This window comes from Flavobacterium endophyticum, assembly GCF_003634455.1.
Taxonomy (GTDB): domain Bacteria; phylum Bacteroidota; class Bacteroidia; order Flavobacteriales; family Flavobacteriaceae; genus Flavobacterium; species Flavobacterium endophyticum.
In genome coordinates, this window is the sequence record NZ_RBLC01000008.1 from 18,671 (window position 1) to 38,409 (window position 19,739).

The following is a 19,739-nucleotide window of genomic DNA, read 5'->3' on the forward strand; positions in this document are numbered from 1 at the left end:
GTAGCATAAAAAATAAAACGCCTTGACATTATCAAGGCGTTTTTATTATTTTATAATAGTCTGGGTTCTGTCTGGCCCGACTGAAATTACCTTGATCGGAACTTCTACAAATTTCTCGATAAACTCGACATATTCTTTTAATTCTGAAGGAAGCTCGTCGTAAGAAGTCATTCCCGTCAAATCAGCTTTCCAGCCTTTTTTCTCAACATATACTGGAGAAACGTTTTCTGGTTCTATGTTGTAAGGAAGATGGTCGATTTCTGCTCCTTTGTATTTATAAGAAGTACAGATTTTTAGGGTATCAAATCCTGAAAGCACATCGCCCTTCATCATATATAAAGCAGTAACTCCGTTTACTTGAATTGCATATTTCAAAGCTACTAAGTCTAACCAGCCGCAACGTCTAGCGCGACCTGTTACGGAACCGAATTCGTTTCCGACTTTTGCCATGGTTTCGCCATCTTTGTCAAAAAGTTCGGTAGGGAAAGGTCCGCTGCCAACTCTTGTCGTATATGCTTTGAAAATTCCAAAGACTTCTTTTACACGGTTTGGAGCGATTCCTAAACCAGTACAAGCGCCTGCTGCAGTTGTATTGGAAGATGTCACAAAAGGATACGTTCCGAAATCAATATCTAAAAGCGAGCCTTGTGCGCCTTCTGCTAATATTGATTTTCCTTCTTTCATCGCTTTGTTGATGTATTCTTCACTATCGATGAATTGCAATGTTTTTAATACTTTGATAGACTCAAAAAACTCGTCTTCCAGTTCTTTCAAGTCGTATTGAAGATCGACATCATAAAAAGCAATCATAGCTTCATGTTTGTCGGCTAAGGTTCTATATCTTTCTTTAAAATCGGCCAGTTCGATATCGCCTACACGAAGACCGTTTCTTCCTGTCTTGTCCATATAGGTCGGCCCGATTCCTTTTAAGGTTGAACCAATTTTAGCTTTGCCTTTTGATGCTTCAGAAGCAGCGTCAAGCAGACGATGTGTAGGCAAAATAAGGTGTGCTTTTCTTGATATGATCAATCTTGACTGGATATCGATATCAAATTTTGCCAATCCTTCCAATTCTTTTTGGAAAACAACAGGGTCGATCACAACGCCGTTTCCTATAATGTTGATTGATTTTTTGTGAAAAATTCCAGAAGGGATAGTTCTCAAAACGTGCTTGATTCCATCAAATTCAAGCGTGTGTCCAGCATTTGGGCCGCCTTGAAAACGGGCAATAATATCGTACTTTGAAGTGAGAACGTCAACAATTTTTCCTTTGCCTTCGTCGCCCCACTGCAATCCGAGTAGTAAATCTACGGTCATTTTTTAGTTGTTTGTGTTTATTTATTCTTTAGGTGTAGTCTTTTTGTTTCCGTAAAGGTATAGAGAGTGGTTGTGGATTTCGATATCAAAAATTTCTTCAATAGTTTTTTTGATGCTTTGGATTCGCGGATCGCAGAATTCAATCACTTCACCAGAATCGGTCATGATGATATGATCGTGCTGTTTATCGAAATAAGATTTTTCGTAATGTGCTTGGTTTTGTCCAAATTGATGTTTTCTTACCAATGCACAGTCCAATAGAAGTTCAATCGTGTTGTAAAGCGTAGCTCTACTAACGCGGTAATTCTTGTTTTTCATCTTGATATAAAGAGATTCGATATCGAAATGCTCTTCATTATCATAAATTTCCTGAAGTATAGCATAGCGTTCAGGAGTTTTGCGATGTCCTTTAGTTTCAAGATATTTTGTAAAAACATTTTTTACAATCTCTTGATTTTTATTGTTATCTACGGAAATTAGTGTCATATCCTGCAAAGATAAATTATTTTATTCAAGTATCAAGTTTCTCGTTTATTGATTTTTATATGTTTAACAAAAGATATAGACTATGGATTTTAATGAAGGATTTTGCTCGTAAAATTTCTGCGAAAATTCGAAAATTCGATTCTGAAACAAGTCTTTTGAGGCTAGTTCTTGTTAATCCGGGTTACTTTATCAATTCCGTCTATCTTTTTAATGTTTTCAATCAATTTTTTGAGAATCGTGTTGTTTTGCACGACAACAACAACTTGCCCGTTGAAAATTCCGGCATCACCGCTCAACGAAATACTTTGGATGTTTACGTGCATGTTGTTGGAAATTACTTTGGTCAATTCATTGGTCAGACCAAGCGTATCCATTCCAGTAATGTTCAGGATAGCCTTAAATTCTTGCTGCGTCGAGTCGATCCATTTCGCCTTGATGATTCGGTAAGCATAGTTAGATTGCAAGCTGATAGCATTTGGACAGTCTTTTTTATGGACTTTTATTCCTTCGTTGATAGTCACAAATCCAAAAACATCGTCTCCTGGAATCGGATTACAGCAAGTCGCTAGTTTATAATCGAGCTTGTCTTGTTCTTTTCCAAAAACCAACATGTCATAATTGTTGCTGATTTCGGGTTTATTGATGATTTCCGGATTTGTAGTAGGAGAGCGCTTGATTTTGTTTTTGAAAAAGTTCATAAACGTATTGCTCTTCTGCGCGGCATAATCTTTCAACTGCTGGTTGTCGATAGCGCCGATTCCCACGCGATAAAAGAGATCAAGGCTTGTTTTTAGCTTGAAATAATTGACCAGTTCATTGACGGTCGTTTCGTTTAAGGTCACTTTTAGATGACGCAATTTTCGAGTCAACAATTCTTTTCCGTCTTCAGCGGTTTTCTTCGTATTCTCGTTTAATACGTTTTTGATTTTCGTTTTTGCACGCGAAGTTGTCACATAATCCAACCAATGTGATGTCGGTTTTTGGTTTGGAGAAGTGATGATCTCAATCTGGTCGCCGCTGTTTAAGACATGATTTAGCGGGACTAATTTTCCGTTGACTCTTGTTCCCCGTGTCCTGATTCCGATTTCGGAGTGGATACTGAATGCAAAATCCAACGATGTGGCACCTTTCGGCAGCGACTTGATTTCGCCTTTCGGCGTAAATACATAAATTTCTTTAGAATATAAATTTAGCTTGAAATCTTCGACAAAGTCCACGGCATTTGTGGAGGCGTTTTCGAGAGCTTCCTTCAAAAGATTTAACCAGGTATCTAAACCGTGCTCTTCGTTGCCGCCTTGTTTGTATTTGTAATGGGCAGCGTAGCCTTTTTCGGCAATTTCGTCCATTCTTTCGCTTCGGACTTGAATTTCTACCCAACGGCCTTTTGGTCCCATGACCGTAATATGCAAAGCTTCGTAGCCTGTCGATTTTGGCGAAGAAATCCAATCGCGCAAACGGCTCGGGCTGGGACGATAATGGTCGGTAACTATAGAATAGATTTTCCAAGCCAAGAATTTCTCTTCGCTTGGTGCTGCTTTGTAGATAATTCGCAAGGCAAACTTGTCGTACACTTCGTCGAAGCTTACGCCTTGTGCCAGCATTTTCTTTCTGATTGAAAAGATGGATTTTGGACGGCCTTTTATGATGTAGTCGATTCCTTCGGCATCTAGCGATTCTTTCAGTACATCTGAAATGGATTTGATGTATTCGTCCTGCTGTTCCTTGGTTTCTTTTATTTTGCTGACAATATCATTGTAGATTTCAGGCTCGGTATATTTCAAGCCCAAATCTTCCAGCTGATTTTTTATGTTGTAAAGTCCCAAACGGTGGGCAAGAGGCGCATAAATATAGAGTGTTTCGGATGCAATTTTTGCCTGTTTGTAATCGACCATCGATTCCATTGTCTGCATATTGTGCAAACGGTCTGCAATTTTGATAAGAATCACGCGTACGTCATCATTCAGCGTCAATAGCATTTTGCGGAAGTTTTCCGCCTGCATCGAGATTTCGTTATCAGTTTTTACCTGGGCTATTTTGGTCAATCCTTCGACGATTTTTGCAATCTTCGGATTGAACATCTTTTCGATGTCTTCTACAGTAATATCAGTATCTTCAACAACATCATGCATCAGTGCAGCGGCAATAGAAGTGGCTCCCAGACCGATTTCTGATGCGACAATTTTTGCCACAGCAATCGGGTGGAAAATATACGCTTCGCCAGATTTTCTGCGTTGGTCTTTATGAGCGTCTACAGCAACATCAAATGCTTTGCGGATTAGTTTTTTATCATCTTCTGAAAGCGTCTGGTAACTGATTCGCAAAAGTTCTTTGTATTCTCTAGCAATTGCCTTGTTTTCTTGTTCTAAATCAATCTCTACCATGGCGTTTCTGATATTTGTTAGCTACTCACTAAAAGTAAAATAAAGTTTTGGATTTTCCAATTTTTTCGCTAGTTTGTATAGAAGCAAAAACCGCTCCAAATTGGGCGGTTTTTTTGTTGTATGGAGTTGTGTTTTATCGCTTTTATTTTATCCTGAAAAAGTTAAGGTCTTGAAAATCATAACTAAAATCTGTAGCAGGAGAAATAGGCTTCATCGTGAATTCTGCATTATCTTTCTCGAAGAAGATATGCGCATCAGCGTGGAAATAGCGATTGTCCCATTTTACGACGAAATTATTGTCTTTATAAAAGAAAATTTCACCTTTTAATTGCGGAGAACGTTTGGAAGCAAAATACATTTTTCCTTTCTTTTCTGTAATCGTAATTTCTCCGAGCCAATTGTCTTTATAGGTTCCAATGTACTTCTTGAAATCGATTTTCTGGTTTTTATTGTTTGTGACAGTTTGCCATACTTCATCTGTAATTTTGTCTGCTTTTTCCTCAGTAGCTTTGTTTCTATCACTGTAAATTTTTACATGGTCAATTGGTTCAATTCCGAGATAGCTGTCTTTAATTGTGTTGGTGATGGCCGAAAAAGCAGCGCCAGATTGCTGATTCGTAAAAACAATGATTCCGAGCTGCAATTCGGGAATCAAAGTTACTTGGGTTACGATTCCTTCTAAGCCGCCTGTATGTGAAACTTGCATCTTTCCTTTCACATCGGTTAATTGCCAGCCGAGACCATACGCTTTGAAAAGAGAATTATAAGGTGGCGCAGGCTTATTAGGCATCAGGGTTTGCGGTGTCCACATTTCTGCGTGTTCTTTTTCCGAAAACAATTTTTGTCCGTTGCCGTATTTTCCTTTATTCAATTGCATGATGGCCCATTTGCTCATATCGTTTACGCTGGAATAAATACCCGCGGCTGCGTCAAAAGTTTGGTTTTTATAGCGTGAAATGACCTTTAGCTTTCCATCGATAGGAACATGAGGAACGATTACGTTAGAAGTATCTTTTAAGCGTACCCATGTCGAAGCTGTTTTGGTCATTTCCAACGGTTTCAGGATTTTGGTTTCTATAAAATCATTCCATGTTAGGCCGCTAGCTTTATGAACGACTTCTCCCGCGATGATATACAACAGATTGTCGTAATCGTATTTTGTCCTGAATCCAGAAACAGGCTTTAAGTATTGGATATTTTCAATAATGTCTTGTGCTTTAAAATCAGAACCGTCAGGCCAGATCATTAAGTCGCCGGCACCAAGTCCGAGGCCGCTTCTATGTGTCAGCAGATCTCTGATGGTAAACTCGTTGGTCACATACTCATTATACATTTTGAATTCTGGCAAGTATTTGATGACTTTGTCGTCCCATTTGATTTTACCTTCGTCAACAAGCATTGCCAAAGCAGCGCTGGTAAAAGCTTTGCTGTTGGATGCAATTCCAAATAAAGTATTTTCGTCTACTTTTTGCTTCGTAATTATCGATTTGACGCCATAGCCTTTGGAGTGGATTACTTTTCCGTCTTTTACGACAGCAACCGCGATACCAGGCACATCAAAAGTTTTTAGTGTTTTTTCTACGACTTCGTCAATTTGCGTAGGCGTAATCTGTGCCGAAAGAGTAGTGCTTATTAAAATAGCGAATAGGCCTAATTTAAAATTCATAAGTTGTAATTCATAAGTGATTAAAATCCTCTTTGTCTTTTTGCTTCAAATATCAAGATTGCAGCGGCCACAGAAACGTTCATGGAATCAATTGCACCTTGCATTGGGATGATTATGTTTTGGGTCGCATTGTCGCGCCATTCTTGCGTGAGTCCGGTAGCTTCCGTCCCAACAACTAAAGCGGTCGGGGTGGTATAATCTTGCGTATGATAGCCCGTAGAATTCTGCAAAGTAGCACAATAGATGCTGATGTTTTTTTCTTTTAGGAAGGTAATAATTTCTTCAGTATTTCCTGTCGCGATGTTGTTTGTAAAAAGACAGCCCACACTCGAGCGTACAATATTTGGATTATACAAGTCGCTTTTCGGGTTGGCTATGATAACCGCATCTAGGTTGGCGGCATCGGCAGTTCGCAGAATGGCTCCAATATTGCCTGGTTTTTCAGGTGCTTCGGCGACAAGAATGAGCGGGTTTTCACCTAAATCTAATTCAGATAAAGAAAGAGTTTTGGATTTTGCAATGGCTAAAATTCCTTCCGTAGTATCACGATAGGCTAGTTTTTGGTAAACTTCTTTGCTGATTTCAATCAATTCTGCAGAATGGGAAAGTTTTCCGGCTTCGTTTTCAGAAATGATTTCCGGTAGAAATAAGATGGTTTCGATTTCATAACCGCCTTTCTGCGCCAGTTCGATTTCTCTTTGCCCTTCGATTAAAAAAGTTCCGGTCTGCTTTCGGGCTTTGGATTTTTCCTGAAGCAGCACCAGCGATTTTATAAATGGATTTTGGACAGAAGTGATTTGTTTCAAGATTGTAGTTTCTATGTTTCTAAGTCGCTAAGGTACTACCTTTTCTAAAATCATAAAACCTAAAATCATAAATTAAAGTATTCCTCTAGCTTTAATTTCCAAATATTTATTAATCGTGTCCAAAGTAAGATTTTCGGGTTGTGTCAATACCGAATAGATTCCGTATTTTTTCAATTCGTTAACGATAAGACGTTTTTCAAAAGCAAATTTTTCAGCGATGACTTTGTCATATACTTCTTGAACTGTAACTGCCTTCGAATTGATAATTTCGTTTAGTTCTGTGTTCTGAAAGAAAACGACGACCAGCAAGTGGCTTTTTGCAATTCCCTTTAAATACGGAAGCTGGCGATGAAGACTGTCTAGAGTTTCAAAATTTGTATATAAAATGATAAGGCTTCGGTGGTTGATATTTTTCTTTATGTCGGCATACAATCGGCTGTAATCGCTTTCAAAGAAATCGGTTTTGATGTTGTAAAGACTTTCCAAGATTTGGTGCATCTGTGAAGAGCGTTTTTCGGCTACGACACGATTTTCTACTCTTTTTGAAAAGGCAAACATTCCGGCCTTGTCTTGTTTTTTTAGAATTACGTTAGATAAAACCAAAGTCGCATTTATAGCATAATCCAACAGGCTTAGGCCGTTAAAAGGCATTTTCATCACACGGCCTTTGTCGATAGCCATGTAAATGGATTGTGACTTTTCGTCTTGGAACTGATTGACCATTAACGAATTCTTCTTTGCCGTGGCTTTCCAGTTTAGCGTACGGATGTCATCACCTTGCACATATTCTTTAATCTGCTCAAATTCCATCGTATGGCCAATTCTTCTGATTTTTTTTACACCATATTGAAACAGGTTGTTTGAGAAGGCCATCAGGTCGTATTTTCGCAGCTGAATATAAGACGGATAGGTCGGGACCATCTGGTTTTTGTCAAACGTAAATCTTCGGGAAACCAGTTTTAATGGAGAAATCACATAGATGTTGAGGTTTCCAAAAACATATTCGCCTCGTTCTGTCGGACGAAGATAATATTGGATGTCGTCTTGAGAAGAAGCTTTTATTTTTCGCTTGATTTCAAAATTACGGACTTGGAACTGCTCGGGAATTTCGTCTATGATTTTTATCCCGATAGGGAAGGTATAATAGTTTTTTATATGTACCCCAACTGGATTTTCATCGCCGTTTGATAGTTTTTCGGGAGCGATTCGAGTTCCGTCTATTCCGGTTTTGGCCGCAAATAAGATCAGTATGTCAAGGACTAGAAACGCCAAAAGCATCAGCAATACATATCCTGCCGCATTGTAGAGTGCCGGAAACATAAAAGCAAAGCAATAGATGAATCCGACGCCAATCAGCGCGAAAAAAAAGAAATTGTTGATGTATAGTTTTTTGGGCAGTTTCAAAGCGGCAGTGTTTTAAATTATCTAGGAATTTCGATAGCTTCAATCACCTGCTTGATGATTTCTACGCTTGTAATTCCTTCCATTTCACGTTCTGGCGTTACGATAACTCGGTGTTGCAGAACTGGAATTGCGGCTTCTTTGATATCTTCTGGCGTTACGAAATCTCTTCCGCGAATAGCGGCATATCCTTTGGCAGCATTTAGGATGGCAATCGATGCACGAGGCGAAGCTCCTAAATACAAGAAAGCATTTTCTCTTGTGTTTACGACTAGCTTGGCGATATATTCCAAAAGCTGAGGCTCTACAATAATCTGTTTTACCAAAGATTGGTATTTCTGAATTTCTTCAGAAGTCAGAACGGTCTGGATGTTATCTAATTTTCCATGATTCTGCAATAGGTGCTCTTTCTGGATAATCAGGATTTCTTCATCTAATTTCGGGTAATCGATATTCACTTTGAAAAGGAAACGGTCTAATTGGGCTTCTGGCAAACGATACGTTCCTTCTTGCTCAATCGGGTTTTGTGTCGCGATAACCAAAAACGGAGCTTGCATTTCATAAGTAGTGCCGTCCATTGTGATTTGGCGTTCTTCCATGACTTCAAACAATGCAGCCTGTGTTTTGGCAGGAGCACGGTTAATTTCGTCAATTAAGACTAGATTGGAAAAAATCGGTCCTTTTTTAAACTCAAATTCTGATTTTTTTAGGTCATAGACAGAAGTTCCTAAAATATCAGACGGCATCAAATCGGGTGTGAACTGAATTCTGCTGAATCCGATGTTTAATGTCTTAGCCAATAATTTTGCCGTAATGGTTTTGGCAACTCCCGGAACTCCTTCCAATAGAACGTGTCCGTTTGAAAGGATAGCGACCAAAAGCTGATCGATCATCTTGTGCTGACCTACAATAACGCTTCCGATTTCAGTCCTGATTTTTTCGATGCTTTCTTGCAATTGGCTTAAATCAATTCGAGATTGAAAATTTACGTTTTCGGTTGCATTTTCGTTTTGGCTGTGTTCTATATTTTCTTCCATTGGATATGTGGATTATGTTTCTTAATTGTCTTTTTCTTTTGCGAAAATCTTTTCGATGGCCGTATTTAAGGCTATCAAGTCGCTTTCAATACTTTGATGATAGTTTTTTCGGTACTGGTTTATAAGATAGACGGCTCGTTGTATATCTTCTAGCTTCTTGCCTGTTTTCTGCTGTAGCTTTTTCTCGAAATTTTCATCCAGAACAGTAGTATCAAGCAGGTATTCGTTTCTAACTTTTTCTAAGAAATATATGATTTTCTTTTCAATTATATTGTCGTGATTGCCTTCTTGGAAATATAAATTTCCGATGGTTTTCGTAAAATCGACTGTTGTGTTTTCTAAAGGCTTTATGATTCTGACGATCCTTTGTTTTCTTTTTGCATTGAATATAAGGAAAATCAACATTCCTAGCAAAAATATATACCATACGGCTTTTAAAGCGGGCTGGCTAAGTATATAGCGCAATGGGGAATTTGAAATGATTTCCCCAGTCTGGTTTTTTACAAGCCAGAATATTTCTCCGTCTGCATAACTCAAGGCTTTAGCCGCATATTTTGAGTGATTGTCTTTTAAAAGATGATAGTTCGTAAAGACAGTCGGCTGTGTGTGCAGGTAAAATTCTCCTTTGCCATAAGGAATTTTTATAAAATTGACCAGCTTTTCTGATTTGTTTCCTTGATATCCAAGAACAGTAGTGTTGAGCGTGTCTATTTTATTGAAATAGGAATTTCCGGATCCGACGGTGATATTGTATTTTTCTGAACCTAGATTTGGATTGGCCAGCCATGCCGAGATGGAATCCCTGCCTAGAAATTTTGAGGAATACTCGAATTTCAGGCTGTCCATTAATTTTTGCGGAAATGATTTTGAGCTGATAAAAATCTTATTTCCATGTTCGGCAAAATATAAGATTTCTTGTGTCGATTCGTCGTCAATCAGGTAGTTTTCTGAAATGGAAAGAATGGTTCCTTTGGCTTTATAGGTATTGACAAGACTGTCATAATCGTATAACGGCTCAAGATATTCGTAGGCCGTCTGTGTAATCCTATTGACTTTTTCATTATCAAACAAAGCTGGAGCTTCTTCATTAAAGATATACATCCCAAAAGGAATTTTATCGTTAATTCCAAAAGTAGGCGACCAGTTGATTGGTTTCGGCCGTGTAGCATCAATATAAACAATACCCGCTAAAAGCAGTACCAAAAACACGATGTATATTTTGATAGTCTTGTTCATTTATAGGGCTTTGATGGTTTTTTCAAATGATTTTACGGCTTTTGACAAGGTGTCTTCTTCTAGCTCAAATTCGCCATACCAGATGTAGTTGTAGAGATAAGAAAGGTATGAAAAATCGTTCCTTAGTTTTTCGCTTTTTATTTCGTAGAGATAGTCGGAATTTGTTTTCTCGACATCCCATTCGATGATTTCTTTTTCGGCTAGCTTTTTCAGCAGCCATAAATAATAATAGCGCACGACCAATCGGCTTTCGCCTGATTTTGTGGCTTCTTTGATCAGCTTTTCGAAGTCGACCAAATGAAGGTTCTTTTCGATTTCATCGTAATGAATTACTTTTTTGTCTGAAGATTTTCCAAAAATCCATCGGCCTTCATCATTCATAATAGCCTTCACGATAAGGTAGATTACGAATAAGATAATGATTACGGCTAGAATTTTCAGAAATAGTTCAACAAAAGACATGGAAGCTTCCTCGCTGCTCAAGCTGAAAATTTTCCCAAACCAATATGAAAGCCATTCTTTAAAACGATCCCAAGCATTTTTTTCTTGGGTCTTGGTTTCGTACTCAAAGCTCGAATCGCTGTATTTCTCTTTTAATTTGCTAAACGAACGGCTTTTTATTTCGGTGCTGTCGATTGCGATGTCTTTTTCAGAAAACTTAGAAATAGCAGTAACTGTGTCGGTTTTTTTTTCCGGCGGAGGATCCTGACTGAAAGCGGTATTCAGGCAGAAAAAGAAGAGAACTATGTAGAGTAGCTTATTCAAAATCTTTTCCGATACTGTCGATTTCTCCAAACGAAGTTTTGTTTTCCTCATGTTCTCTGCGGCTGTAGTAAATTAGGCCTTGGTTTACAATAAGGAGATTATTCAATACGTAATTTGCCAAGATTACAATTACAAAAATTATAGCCATCACGATTCCAATTGTAGAAAGCGCTTCTGTTGTTCCGTTAGCAGTCCCAGATTCAATTGAAGTAAAGAGGACAATCATAGAAATGACATACGGAATCATCGAAAAGATAGTCAGGACAACTTGAACAATCATATACATAATCATCGTGACGCCAATAATCGGCCAAAATTGCTTTTTTAAATATCCTATAGCATTTCCAAACGAAGTAAAATAACCGTTTGAAGTATTGAGATAATCAAATAATGTAAGTGATAGTATGCTGAATAGTGCAGGAATGGCAATGATAAGCAATGGGATTCCGATAATGATAAAGGACAGAAACAGTAAAACGACAAACAAAATCATCACCAACGGCGTAATTATAAACAAGGAAATAATAAAATACAGTACTATTTTTCCTGCTTTAGATTTTAAACGGCCAATTATTTGCTTGGTCGTGAAATTGCTTCCTCCGTTTTCGTCATATTGTTGCAAATAAACAACTGGATAGGCAAAATTTAATAAGGTAAGAAATAAGGAAAGAATAACAAATCCGACTAATGATCCGATAAAAAGACCTAAGTTTTCATTAAAAAGCTTTTCGGTAAAATTATAACCAGGATTTGTATTGTCTATTGAAGAAAAAATAGCTTCAAAATAAATTTTTGAAAGAAAATAGATGAAAACTGTCAGCAACAACAGGAATATTCCGTTGATGACAAAATAGTTTTTCAGGAAATGCTTTCCATCTTTTTTGAAAAAGGAAAAGGTGTCGTTAAGATAATCGCTAAAATTTCTTTTCTTGAATAAGGCTATCATTTGGCGGATTGGATTTTTTTGTTGACGATAAAAGGAAATATCAGAAAATAAAAAGAAATCAGGGATAAAGTGGATAGGATAATAAAGACATTCAGCCAATTCGGCATCTCTAAGGAATATCGGGTGACAAAGCCTTCGAGTATTCCAGCGGCAATGGTGAAAGGCATTGTTCCCATAAAAATTTTCAAGCTGCTCTTGAATCCTATCTTAAAAGAAGTCATTCTGGAATAGGTTTTCGGGAACAGTATAGAAGCACCTAGAATAAACCCAGCGGCTGCTTCAATTACTATTGCGAAAATTTCCATGGAGCCATGAATCCAGATGCCTTGAACGCTTTCCCAAAAAACACCTTGTTCGTAGAAAAAGTATTGGAAAGCACCGAGCATTATGCAGTTTTGAATCAAAATATAAAAAGTACCCAAGCCTGCAAAAATACCGTAAAGGAAGCATCGCAGTCCTACGTATAAATTGTTTAGGGTGATTCCGATCGTCATGCCCCAATTGCTTCCGTCTTTGTAGATTGCAACAGGATTACCGTCTTTGATGTTTTCTAAAGTCTTGTTGACATAGCCGTCGCCTAAAATCAGTCGTACAAAATCAGGGTCGTATTTTGCGGATACCACGCCAATTGCTGTAGTCAGGAAGAAAAGGAGGAAAGCGTATAAAACATACCTTCGGTATTGGTACACCAGCAAAGGAACTTCGATAGAAAAGAAATACACGAACCTGTTGGTTTCTGTCCTTTTAGTCTTGTAGATTTTTTGATAGATCTGTGCTGCTAGATGATTCAGATAGACAACTGTCTTGCTTTTAGGATAATAGGTTTGTGCATACGATAAATCGTTGACCAAATGTATGTACAAACTGGCCATTTCATCAGGATTTTTTTTAGCTTTACCAAAAATTGCTTGTTCAAAGTCAAGCCATTTTTCTTTATTTTGCTTTATGAATGCAACTTCTCTCATCTGATGCTAAAATATAAAATATGACACAATTATCTATAAATACGACGCAAAATGTCAATATTAATTTTACGGCAGCCTCTATAGGTGATAGGATTTTAGCATACCTGCTTGATTTTCTGGCTAAAACGGCCTATGCTATTGTTGTGTATTCTATTTTTTTCTATGGACTGGGTATCAATAAGCTATTGGACAAAATGGATAATTGGTCCAGAATTTCAATATTAGTTTTGTTTTATATGCCGGTCATTTTTTATTCGCTTCTTTTGGAAAGTTTATTAGAAGGGCAGACTTTAGGCAAAAAGCTTATGAAAATAAAAGTCGTTAAAATTGACGGCTATCAGGCTTCTTTTGGCGATTACTTAATGCGTTGGGTTTTTAGGATTGTTGATGTTAGTTTCAGTGGCGGTATTGTGGGATTGATAGCTATTATTTCTAGTGAAAAATCGCAACGCCTTGGAGATATGACTGCTGGCACTTCGGTAATCACGCTAAAAAATAATATCAACATCAACCATACGATTTTGGAGGAAATTGACAACAGTTATGTGCCGACTTATCCGTTGGTGATAAAGCTAAGCGATAATGATGCACGAATCATTAAGGAAACGTTTCATAGCGCAAGGGCCAATCGCGATTTCCATATGCTTTCAAGATTGAAGACGAAAGTAGAAGATGTTACCGGTATTAGAAACCAGTCTGGAAATGATGAAGATTTCATCAAGACGATTTTGAAAGACTATAATTATTATACTCAAAAAATGTAATTAGAATTACGAATTACGAATACACTAAATAATTTCCTGAAATTACTATGTTTTATCTTTTAGATATTATCGGAACCATGGCTTTTGCGCTATCTGGCGCACTGACGGCAATGAACAAGAAACTCGATCCATTCGGAGTTTTTATTATTGCTTTTGTGACTGCTGTTGGTGGCGGTACATTAAGGGACATTATGATCGGACGTACTCCTGTGGGATGGATGCGCGACTTGAATTATGTGTATTTTATCATTGCTGGCTATTTCCTCGCTATTATTTTCAGGAAGAAACTAGACAGGCTCAGAACTTCTTTGTTTTTATTTGATACGATTGGCTTGGGCGTTTTTACGTTGATTGGCCTTGAAAAAGGATTAGACACGAATCTTCACCCGATTATTTGTATTGCTTTGGGGACGATGACAGCTTGTTTTGGCGGTGTCACTCGAGACATTCTATGCAATGAAATACCTGTGATTTTCAGAAGAGAAATTTATGCCACAATCTGCATTATTGGGGGGATTTTGTTTTTCATCTTAAAACGCTGGAATCTTGATAACGATATTCTTTATCTGATAACTTCCTGCGTGATGATCGCAATTCGCTTGATGGCTGTCAAGTTCAAATGGTATCTTCCAGCCTTGAACCAAAAATAATTATCGGGTCAGATAAACATACCCTGTTAGAGGAGTTTTATAATCTGGATCGTTGAGATCTAAGACATAATAATAGGTGCCGTCTGGAAGATTGGTCCCGCTGATTTCAATTCCTTTAGTTGCTTTCCCATACCAGTTTTCGGTATTGTTATTTCCTGTCCACACCAACGTGCCCCAACGGTTATAGATAAGCAATTCGAAATTCAAAAAGATATCTCGTAATCCGTCTATAAAGAAAAAATCATTCCACCCGTCATCATTGGCAGTAACAGCATTATAGACTGTTGGCGGGCAGTTTTTTGTGTCTAATAAAAAAGAAGTAATACTATAGCAATTTTCATCTTCTATCCTCACAAAGATTTCTTTTGGCGTTACCGAAGCAATATAATTATGCGAATTAAGAATCGGGTTTTCGTTAGATTCAGCTTCCTCTTTAGACGCAAAAAAATGAACTACATAACTAGGGTCAATCTTTACAGCGTCTTCATAATGCGAAAAATTGAAAGTTCCTTTTTTTAGGCCTTCATTGCAGGCGAAAATCGTTTCGAGCGGATTAAATTCTGGAGAAACCAGAAAAGAAACAGCAACAGAAAAATTGTTGTTCATTTCATTTAATTCGGTTACGATTCCAGTTCCATTTCCGGCATCGTCGACTACAAATTTTAGAGTAAAATCATTCGGAATTTCATCAGGTATCGTAAGATGGATACTATCGCTATAGCTTCCTCCAATCGGGATAGGAGGGACTGTCAAGGTTTGCTCAATCAAGATTCCGTTCGCATAAATCGAAATAGGAACTTCTGCAATTAGAGAATCAGTACTATCTAGATTGTATACGGTATAATCTACAATGATGCGTCGCGAATTGCATTCTAAAGCAACATTATCAATTGAAATGGTCGCATCTGGAAGCTGGTTATTTAATTTGGTAAGCACGGTGGTAATCATTACAAAATCCTGCTGCGAAGTAAGCTGAATTTCTACCGATTCGTCACTGATATCTATAAAGTCTTGGATTTCATAAACATCCAAATCCATGTTGTACAAGGTGCTGGAACCTGTAAAAGTATTAGTGCCGTTAAAGGCATTATTTGGAGGATTTAAGGCATTGCTTAAAGTATTCCCGTTAATTTTTAAAGATTCCGTAAACCCAGGATTAGGGAGGTTAACATCGCCTTCCCAAGCAATAAATCCAATTTTAGAACCGACATTATCAATTACATTCAGGCTATTTAACGTCAAGGTCAGGTCATTCTGCGTTCTTGAAACACCCTGCAGTCCGTCGTAGACATTGATTTGATTCAGAGGAAGGCTTTCGTTTTTGTAGATAATTACGATGGCCCAACCGGCAAAGTTTGTACGGTTGTTGCAATAATGCGTCGGATTTAAAAACGGAGAAACATCCAGGTCTGATAACGTATAATTTCCGTTTCCAGTCGTGCGGATTTGTGTCGTCACATCTGTAAAAGCGCAGAAATAGTCTAAATCATTTTGGAAAAAAGCGAAATTCCTTTCAGAAGTTATAGGCGTTCCGTTTAGAAGCACATTCAAATCGCCTGTGCCCGAACCGGCCCAATAGAGATAAGCTTTTTCAATTTCATCTGTTGCATCCATTGTCAAAGTTGCAGAAGAAGAAGTGGAAATAGAACATAAGGTATTGAGATTGTTTTCTGAAGTATTGAGCGTATTTCCTACAATCGTGAAATCATAACGGCCGTTGAATTGTTGGAATAAAGCTACATCTTGCGCTAGAACGGTGCAAGAGAAAAGTAAAAAGACGATAATGTTTCTAATTGGTAGTTTTAGATTCACTCGATAATCAATTGAAAGATATAAAGATAGTATTTATTTATAATAGAGTATGTTAACAAAATAAAATTACCTTTTACGAATGCCTTAATCTTATCTAAAAAATTAGTACTTTTCCAAAGCATAAAAATAGGCCGTGAGAAACTATACCGTTAGAAAATATAAAGCCGAAGACTACGATAATTGGAACGCTTTTGTGGATAAAGCCAAAAATGCGACATTTTTATTTCATAGAGATTTTATGGAATACCACAGCGATAGGTTTCAGGATTTTTCATTGATTATTTTAGATGGTGAAAATTGGGAAGCGGTCTTGCCAGCTAATGTTGTCGGCGACGCTATTTTTTCTCATCAAGGATTGACTTACGGGGGAATTGTGTGCGATGAAAAGATGAAACAGTCCATAATGATTTCAGTTTTCAAGAGCGTATTGCAGTTTTTAGAATCCAACGGAATCCAAAAGCTTCATTTCAAGATGATGCCTTCTATTTATTTTGATTTTCCTTCCGACGAATTAAATTACGCTTTATTCTTAGTCGATGCAAAATTGACACGAAGAGATGCTTTGTCTGTTATTGACAATTCTAAACCATACAAGATCTCTAGAGCTAGAAGAGCGTGTGTAAGAAGAGGACAGCAGTTGGGCTTGATAATCAAAGAAGAGCCTAATTTTAAGTTGTTTTGGGACGAAATATTGATTCCGAATATCTCAGAAAAGCATAACGCAAAACCTGTTCATACTGTTGAAGAAATCGAAAAGTTGCATCGTTTGTTTCCAGAAAACATTAGGCATTTTAATGTCTATTATCAAGATAAGATTGTTGCAGGGACAACTATTTTTATTTCTAAAAATGTTGCTCATCCTCAGTATGTTTCTGGACAAAATAATAAAAACGAGCTAGGTTCGTTAGACCTTCTGTACCATCACTTGATTGTTGATGTATTTCCCGATAAGCGGTTTTTTGATTTTGGAATTTCTAATGAACAAAACGGGCAAAAACTTAATGAAGGACTTATTTTTTGGAAGGAAAGTTTCGGGGCAAGGACTCTGACTCAGGATTTTTATGAAATCTCAACCTCCAATTACAACAAGCTAGAAAATGTTTTGATATGATAAAATTTCTGGATTTAAAGAAAATAAACGAACCGTATCAAGCGGCTTTCCAAGCAAAGCTAAAAGATATCTCAGAGAAAGGCTGGTATATTTTAGGCGAAGAAATCAAAGCTTTTGAGCATAATTTTGCGGCATATTGCGGCGTCAAATATTGTATTGGCGTTGGAAATGGCTTGGATGCTTTGGTCTTGATTTTTAAAGCGTATATTCAATTAGGTAGAATCCAAAAAGGGGATGAGGTGATCATTCCTGCAAATACTTACATTGCGAGTATCTTAGCGGTACTTCAAGCAGATTTAGTTCCGGTTTTAGTCGAGCCAAATCTTGAAACCTACAACATCGACGCTAAAGAAATAGAGAAGGCCATAACGCCAAAAACTAAAGCAATTTTGCCTGTTCATTTGTATGGACAGTTGTCTCCGATGCAAGAAATTAATTCCATAGCAAAGAAATATAAACTGTTGGTGATCGAAGATGCGGCGCAAAGTCATGGAGCCGTTTTAAATTCAAAAAAAGCAGGAAGCATAGGCGATGCCGCAGGATTTAGCTTTTATCCAGGTAAAAACCTAGGCGCTTTGGGCGATGCGGGGGCCATTACCACAAATGATGAAGAATTGGCAAGAATGCTTTTTTCTTTACGCAACTACGGATCCGAAACAAAGTACGTTAATGATTATATCGGAATTAATTCCCGACTGGATGAATTGCAGGCAGCATTCTTAACGGTAAAATTGCCAAATCTTGATGCCGAAAATACGATCAGGCAGAAAATAGCAAGACGGTATTTGTCCGAAATAAAAAACAATAAGATTACTTTGCCGTTTTATGACGATTCCGATAATCATGTTTTTCATCTTTTTGTTGTCAGGACAGCTGATAGGAAAGGATTTCAAGAGTATTTACTGAAAAATAATATCCAAACCTTGATTCATTATCCGATTCCACCTCACCAGCAAAAAGCGCTTTCTTTTCTCAAAGAATTATCTTTCCCGATTACTGAAAAGATTCACAGGGAAGTTTTGAGCTTGCCAATAAGTCCTGTCATGAGCGAGGAAGAGGTTGGCTATGTGATTCAAATTATTAATAAATTCTAATTGATTTCTATAAAAAAAATAGTAGCATCATCACTGTTCAAAGTAACCTCTTTGAATAGTATCAGTGTTGTCATAAAAATTTTAATAGGAATTCTGTCATCCAAGATTATTGCCCTTTTTTTAGGAGCTCCCGGAATGGCGTTGGTCGGAAATATGAGGAACTTTTTTTCTTCGGTAGAAACGATTACGACCTTAGGCTTCCAAAATGGAATCGTAAAATATGCTGCAGAAAATCAAAATGACGAAGCTCATATCAAAAAAATAATTTCCACCACTTTTATTACGTTATTGTGCTCTTCGATACTATTTGCCTTTGTCCTTTTTTTATTTAGTGGCTACTGGAACGAGCAGGTTTTCGGAGCTCATCACAATTTTGATTTTGTATTTATTGTCTTAGCTTTTTCTGTACCGTTTTATGTCCTCAATGTTTTTTTGGTGAGCATACTGAATGGTTTTGGAAAATACAATAAGATAATCTACATCAATATTTTTGGTAGTATTATTGGACTCATCGTTTCTGTAATCTTAATCTGGGAACTCAATATAGCAGGTGCCTTGATTTCGGTAGTGGTTACACCAGCCTTACTCTTGTTTGTTACCTTTATTTATTTTAGAGCCGAGATGGATTTATGGAAGTATATCAGCTTCCAGTCTTTTGATTTTGACATTATCAAAAGCCTATCGTCCTTTTCACTGATGGCTCTAGTTTCGGGATTCTTAGGCCCATTGGTCTTTCTGGCAATTCGGAATAATGTGATTGAAAAATTAGGCACAGAACAAGCTGGATATTGGTCAGCGATGGAAAGAATTTCATCCAATTATTTGATGTTTATTTCTACCTTACTGACTGTTTATTTTCTGCCAAAATTAATATTAGCTACCGCAAAAAAAGAGACTAAAACTGTTTTTTATAGCTATTATAAGACCATTTTGCCGATTTTTATTTTTACCGCTGGTATCATTTATGTGCTAAGGCATTTCATTGTGGCTTTTCTGTTTACGAAAGACTTTATGCCCGTCGAAAACCTATTCAAGTGGCAGCTGATAGGCGACACGCTTAAAGTAGCATCACTCATACTTGGATTTGAATTCTTTGCTAAAAAAATGACAGTAGCTTTTATTATTTCTGAGCTATTATCTTTAGCCGTCTTATACGCCTCAACTCTATATTTTATAGCGGATTATGGTATAGAAGGCATAGTGATGGCACATGCATTTACATATCTGCTGTATTTTTTGGTGTTGAGTATTTATTTTAGAAGCACTATGAAGCTATAATATAAACGTCTTATTACCTTTATT

General features: G+C 37.4%; 17 protein-coding genes. 5 read left to right on the plus strand and 12 right to left on the minus strand.

The features are described 5' to 3' along the window. Positions 1-45 precede the first annotated feature (45 nt). The 11 genes from CLV94_RS16675 to CLV94_RS16725 all read right to left on the minus strand — a co-directional run bounded on the left by CLV94_RS16675 (position 46) and on the right by CLV94_RS16725 (position 13,006). The gene (locus CLV94_RS16675) at positions 46-1,317 is read right to left on the minus strand and encodes an adenylosuccinate synthase (protein WP_121377653.1); all 1,272 of its coding nucleotides are present in this window, start codon (positions 1,315-1,317) and stop codon (positions 46-48) included. Between the two features lie 21 nt (positions 1,318-1,338). Continuing rightward, complete coding sequence (locus tag CLV94_RS16680) at positions 1,339-1,803, minus strand: Fur family transcriptional regulator (RefSeq protein WP_056072956.1); 465 nt, start codon at positions 1,801-1,803, stop codon at positions 1,339-1,341. Positions 1,804-1,964: 161 nt separating this feature from the next. Beyond that, positions 1,965-4,184, minus strand: a complete 2,220-nt coding sequence (locus CLV94_RS16685) for a RelA/SpoT family protein (RefSeq protein ID WP_121377654.1) — start codon at positions 4,182-4,184, stop codon at positions 1,965-1,967. Between the two features lie 142 nt (positions 4,185-4,326). Then, on the minus strand, positions 4,327-5,850 hold the full coding sequence (locus CLV94_RS16690; RefSeq protein ID WP_121377655.1) for a serine hydrolase: 1,524 nt from the start codon (positions 5,848-5,850) through the stop codon (positions 4,327-4,329). A gap of 20 nt (positions 5,851-5,870) precedes the next feature. After that, on the minus strand, positions 5,871-6,656 hold the full coding sequence (locus CLV94_RS16695) for a TrmH family RNA methyltransferase (RefSeq protein WP_121377656.1): 786 nt from the start codon (positions 6,654-6,656) through the stop codon (positions 5,871-5,873). Between the two features lie 72 nt (positions 6,657-6,728). Beyond that, positions 6,729-8,060 carry a DUF58 domain-containing protein gene (locus CLV94_RS16700; protein ID WP_121377657.1) on the minus strand — a complete coding sequence of 444 codons (1,332 nt, stop codon included), beginning with the start codon at positions 8,058-8,060 and terminating at the stop codon, positions 6,729-6,731. Positions 8,061-8,077: 17 nt separating this feature from the next. Next, positions 8,078-9,094 carry an AAA family ATPase gene (locus CLV94_RS16705; RefSeq protein WP_121377658.1) on the minus strand — a complete coding sequence of 339 codons (1,017 nt, stop codon included), beginning with the start codon at positions 9,092-9,094 and terminating at the stop codon, positions 8,078-8,080. A gap of 21 nt (positions 9,095-9,115) precedes the next feature. Next, entirely contained in the window at positions 9,116-10,330 is a 1,215-nt protein-coding gene (locus tag CLV94_RS16710; protein WP_121377659.1) for a DUF4350 domain-containing protein, read from the minus strand. Further along, positions 10,331-11,095: a DUF4129 domain-containing protein gene (locus tag CLV94_RS16715; RefSeq protein WP_121377660.1), complete on the minus strand. Its 765-nt coding sequence runs from the start codon at positions 11,093-11,095 to the stop codon at positions 10,331-10,333. Then, the gene (locus CLV94_RS16720) at positions 11,088-12,041 is read right to left on the minus strand and encodes a hypothetical protein (RefSeq protein ID WP_121377661.1); all 954 of its coding nucleotides are present in this window, start codon (positions 12,039-12,041) and stop codon (positions 11,088-11,090) included. The genes CLV94_RS16715 and CLV94_RS16720 overlap by 8 nt, the downstream gene beginning before the upstream one ends. Beyond that, positions 12,038-13,006, minus strand: coding sequence for a stage II sporulation protein M (locus CLV94_RS16725; RefSeq protein WP_121377662.1), 969 nt, complete (start codon positions 13,004-13,006; stop codon positions 12,038-12,040). The genes CLV94_RS16720 and CLV94_RS16725 overlap by 4 nt, the downstream gene beginning before the upstream one ends. Before the next feature lie 20 nt (positions 13,007-13,026). On the opposite strand from CLV94_RS16725, the gene CLV94_RS16730 reads away from it, so the two are divergent. Together CLV94_RS16730 and CLV94_RS16735 are read left to right on the plus strand one after the other, a co-directional pair. Then, on the plus strand, positions 13,027-13,770 hold the full coding sequence (locus CLV94_RS16730) for an RDD family protein (RefSeq protein ID WP_121377663.1): 744 nt from the start codon (positions 13,027-13,029) through the stop codon (positions 13,768-13,770). Between the two features lie 47 nt (positions 13,771-13,817). Continuing rightward, positions 13,818-14,420, plus strand: coding sequence for a trimeric intracellular cation channel family protein (locus CLV94_RS16735; protein WP_121377664.1), 603 nt, complete (start codon positions 13,818-13,820; stop codon positions 14,418-14,420). Here the strand turns inward: CLV94_RS16735 and CLV94_RS16740 are convergent, their stop codons facing one another. Then, positions 14,421-16,232 (minus strand): T9SS type B sorting domain-containing protein, encoded by a 1,812-nt coding sequence (locus tag CLV94_RS16740; protein WP_121377665.1) that lies wholly within the window; start codon positions 16,230-16,232, stop codon positions 14,421-14,423. A gap of 133 nt (positions 16,233-16,365) precedes the next feature. Between CLV94_RS16740 and CLV94_RS16745 the strand changes: the two genes are divergently transcribed. From CLV94_RS16745 to CLV94_RS16755, 3 genes are read left to right on the plus strand one after another with little or no spacing between them, the layout of a single operon-like run. Then, positions 16,366-17,343 carry a GNAT family N-acetyltransferase gene (locus CLV94_RS16745; RefSeq protein ID WP_121377666.1) on the plus strand — a complete coding sequence of 326 codons (978 nt, stop codon included), beginning with the start codon at positions 16,366-16,368 and terminating at the stop codon, positions 17,341-17,343. Continuing rightward, positions 17,340-18,437 (plus strand): DegT/DnrJ/EryC1/StrS family aminotransferase, encoded by a 1,098-nt coding sequence (locus tag CLV94_RS16750; protein ID WP_121377667.1) that lies wholly within the window; start codon positions 17,340-17,342, stop codon positions 18,435-18,437. The genes CLV94_RS16745 and CLV94_RS16750 overlap by 4 nt, the downstream gene beginning before the upstream one ends. Then, complete coding sequence (locus CLV94_RS16755; RefSeq protein ID WP_121377668.1) at positions 18,438-19,715, plus strand: O-antigen translocase; 1,278 nt, start codon at positions 18,438-18,440, stop codon at positions 19,713-19,715. The last annotated feature ends 24 nt before the right edge of the window (positions 19,716-19,739 follow it).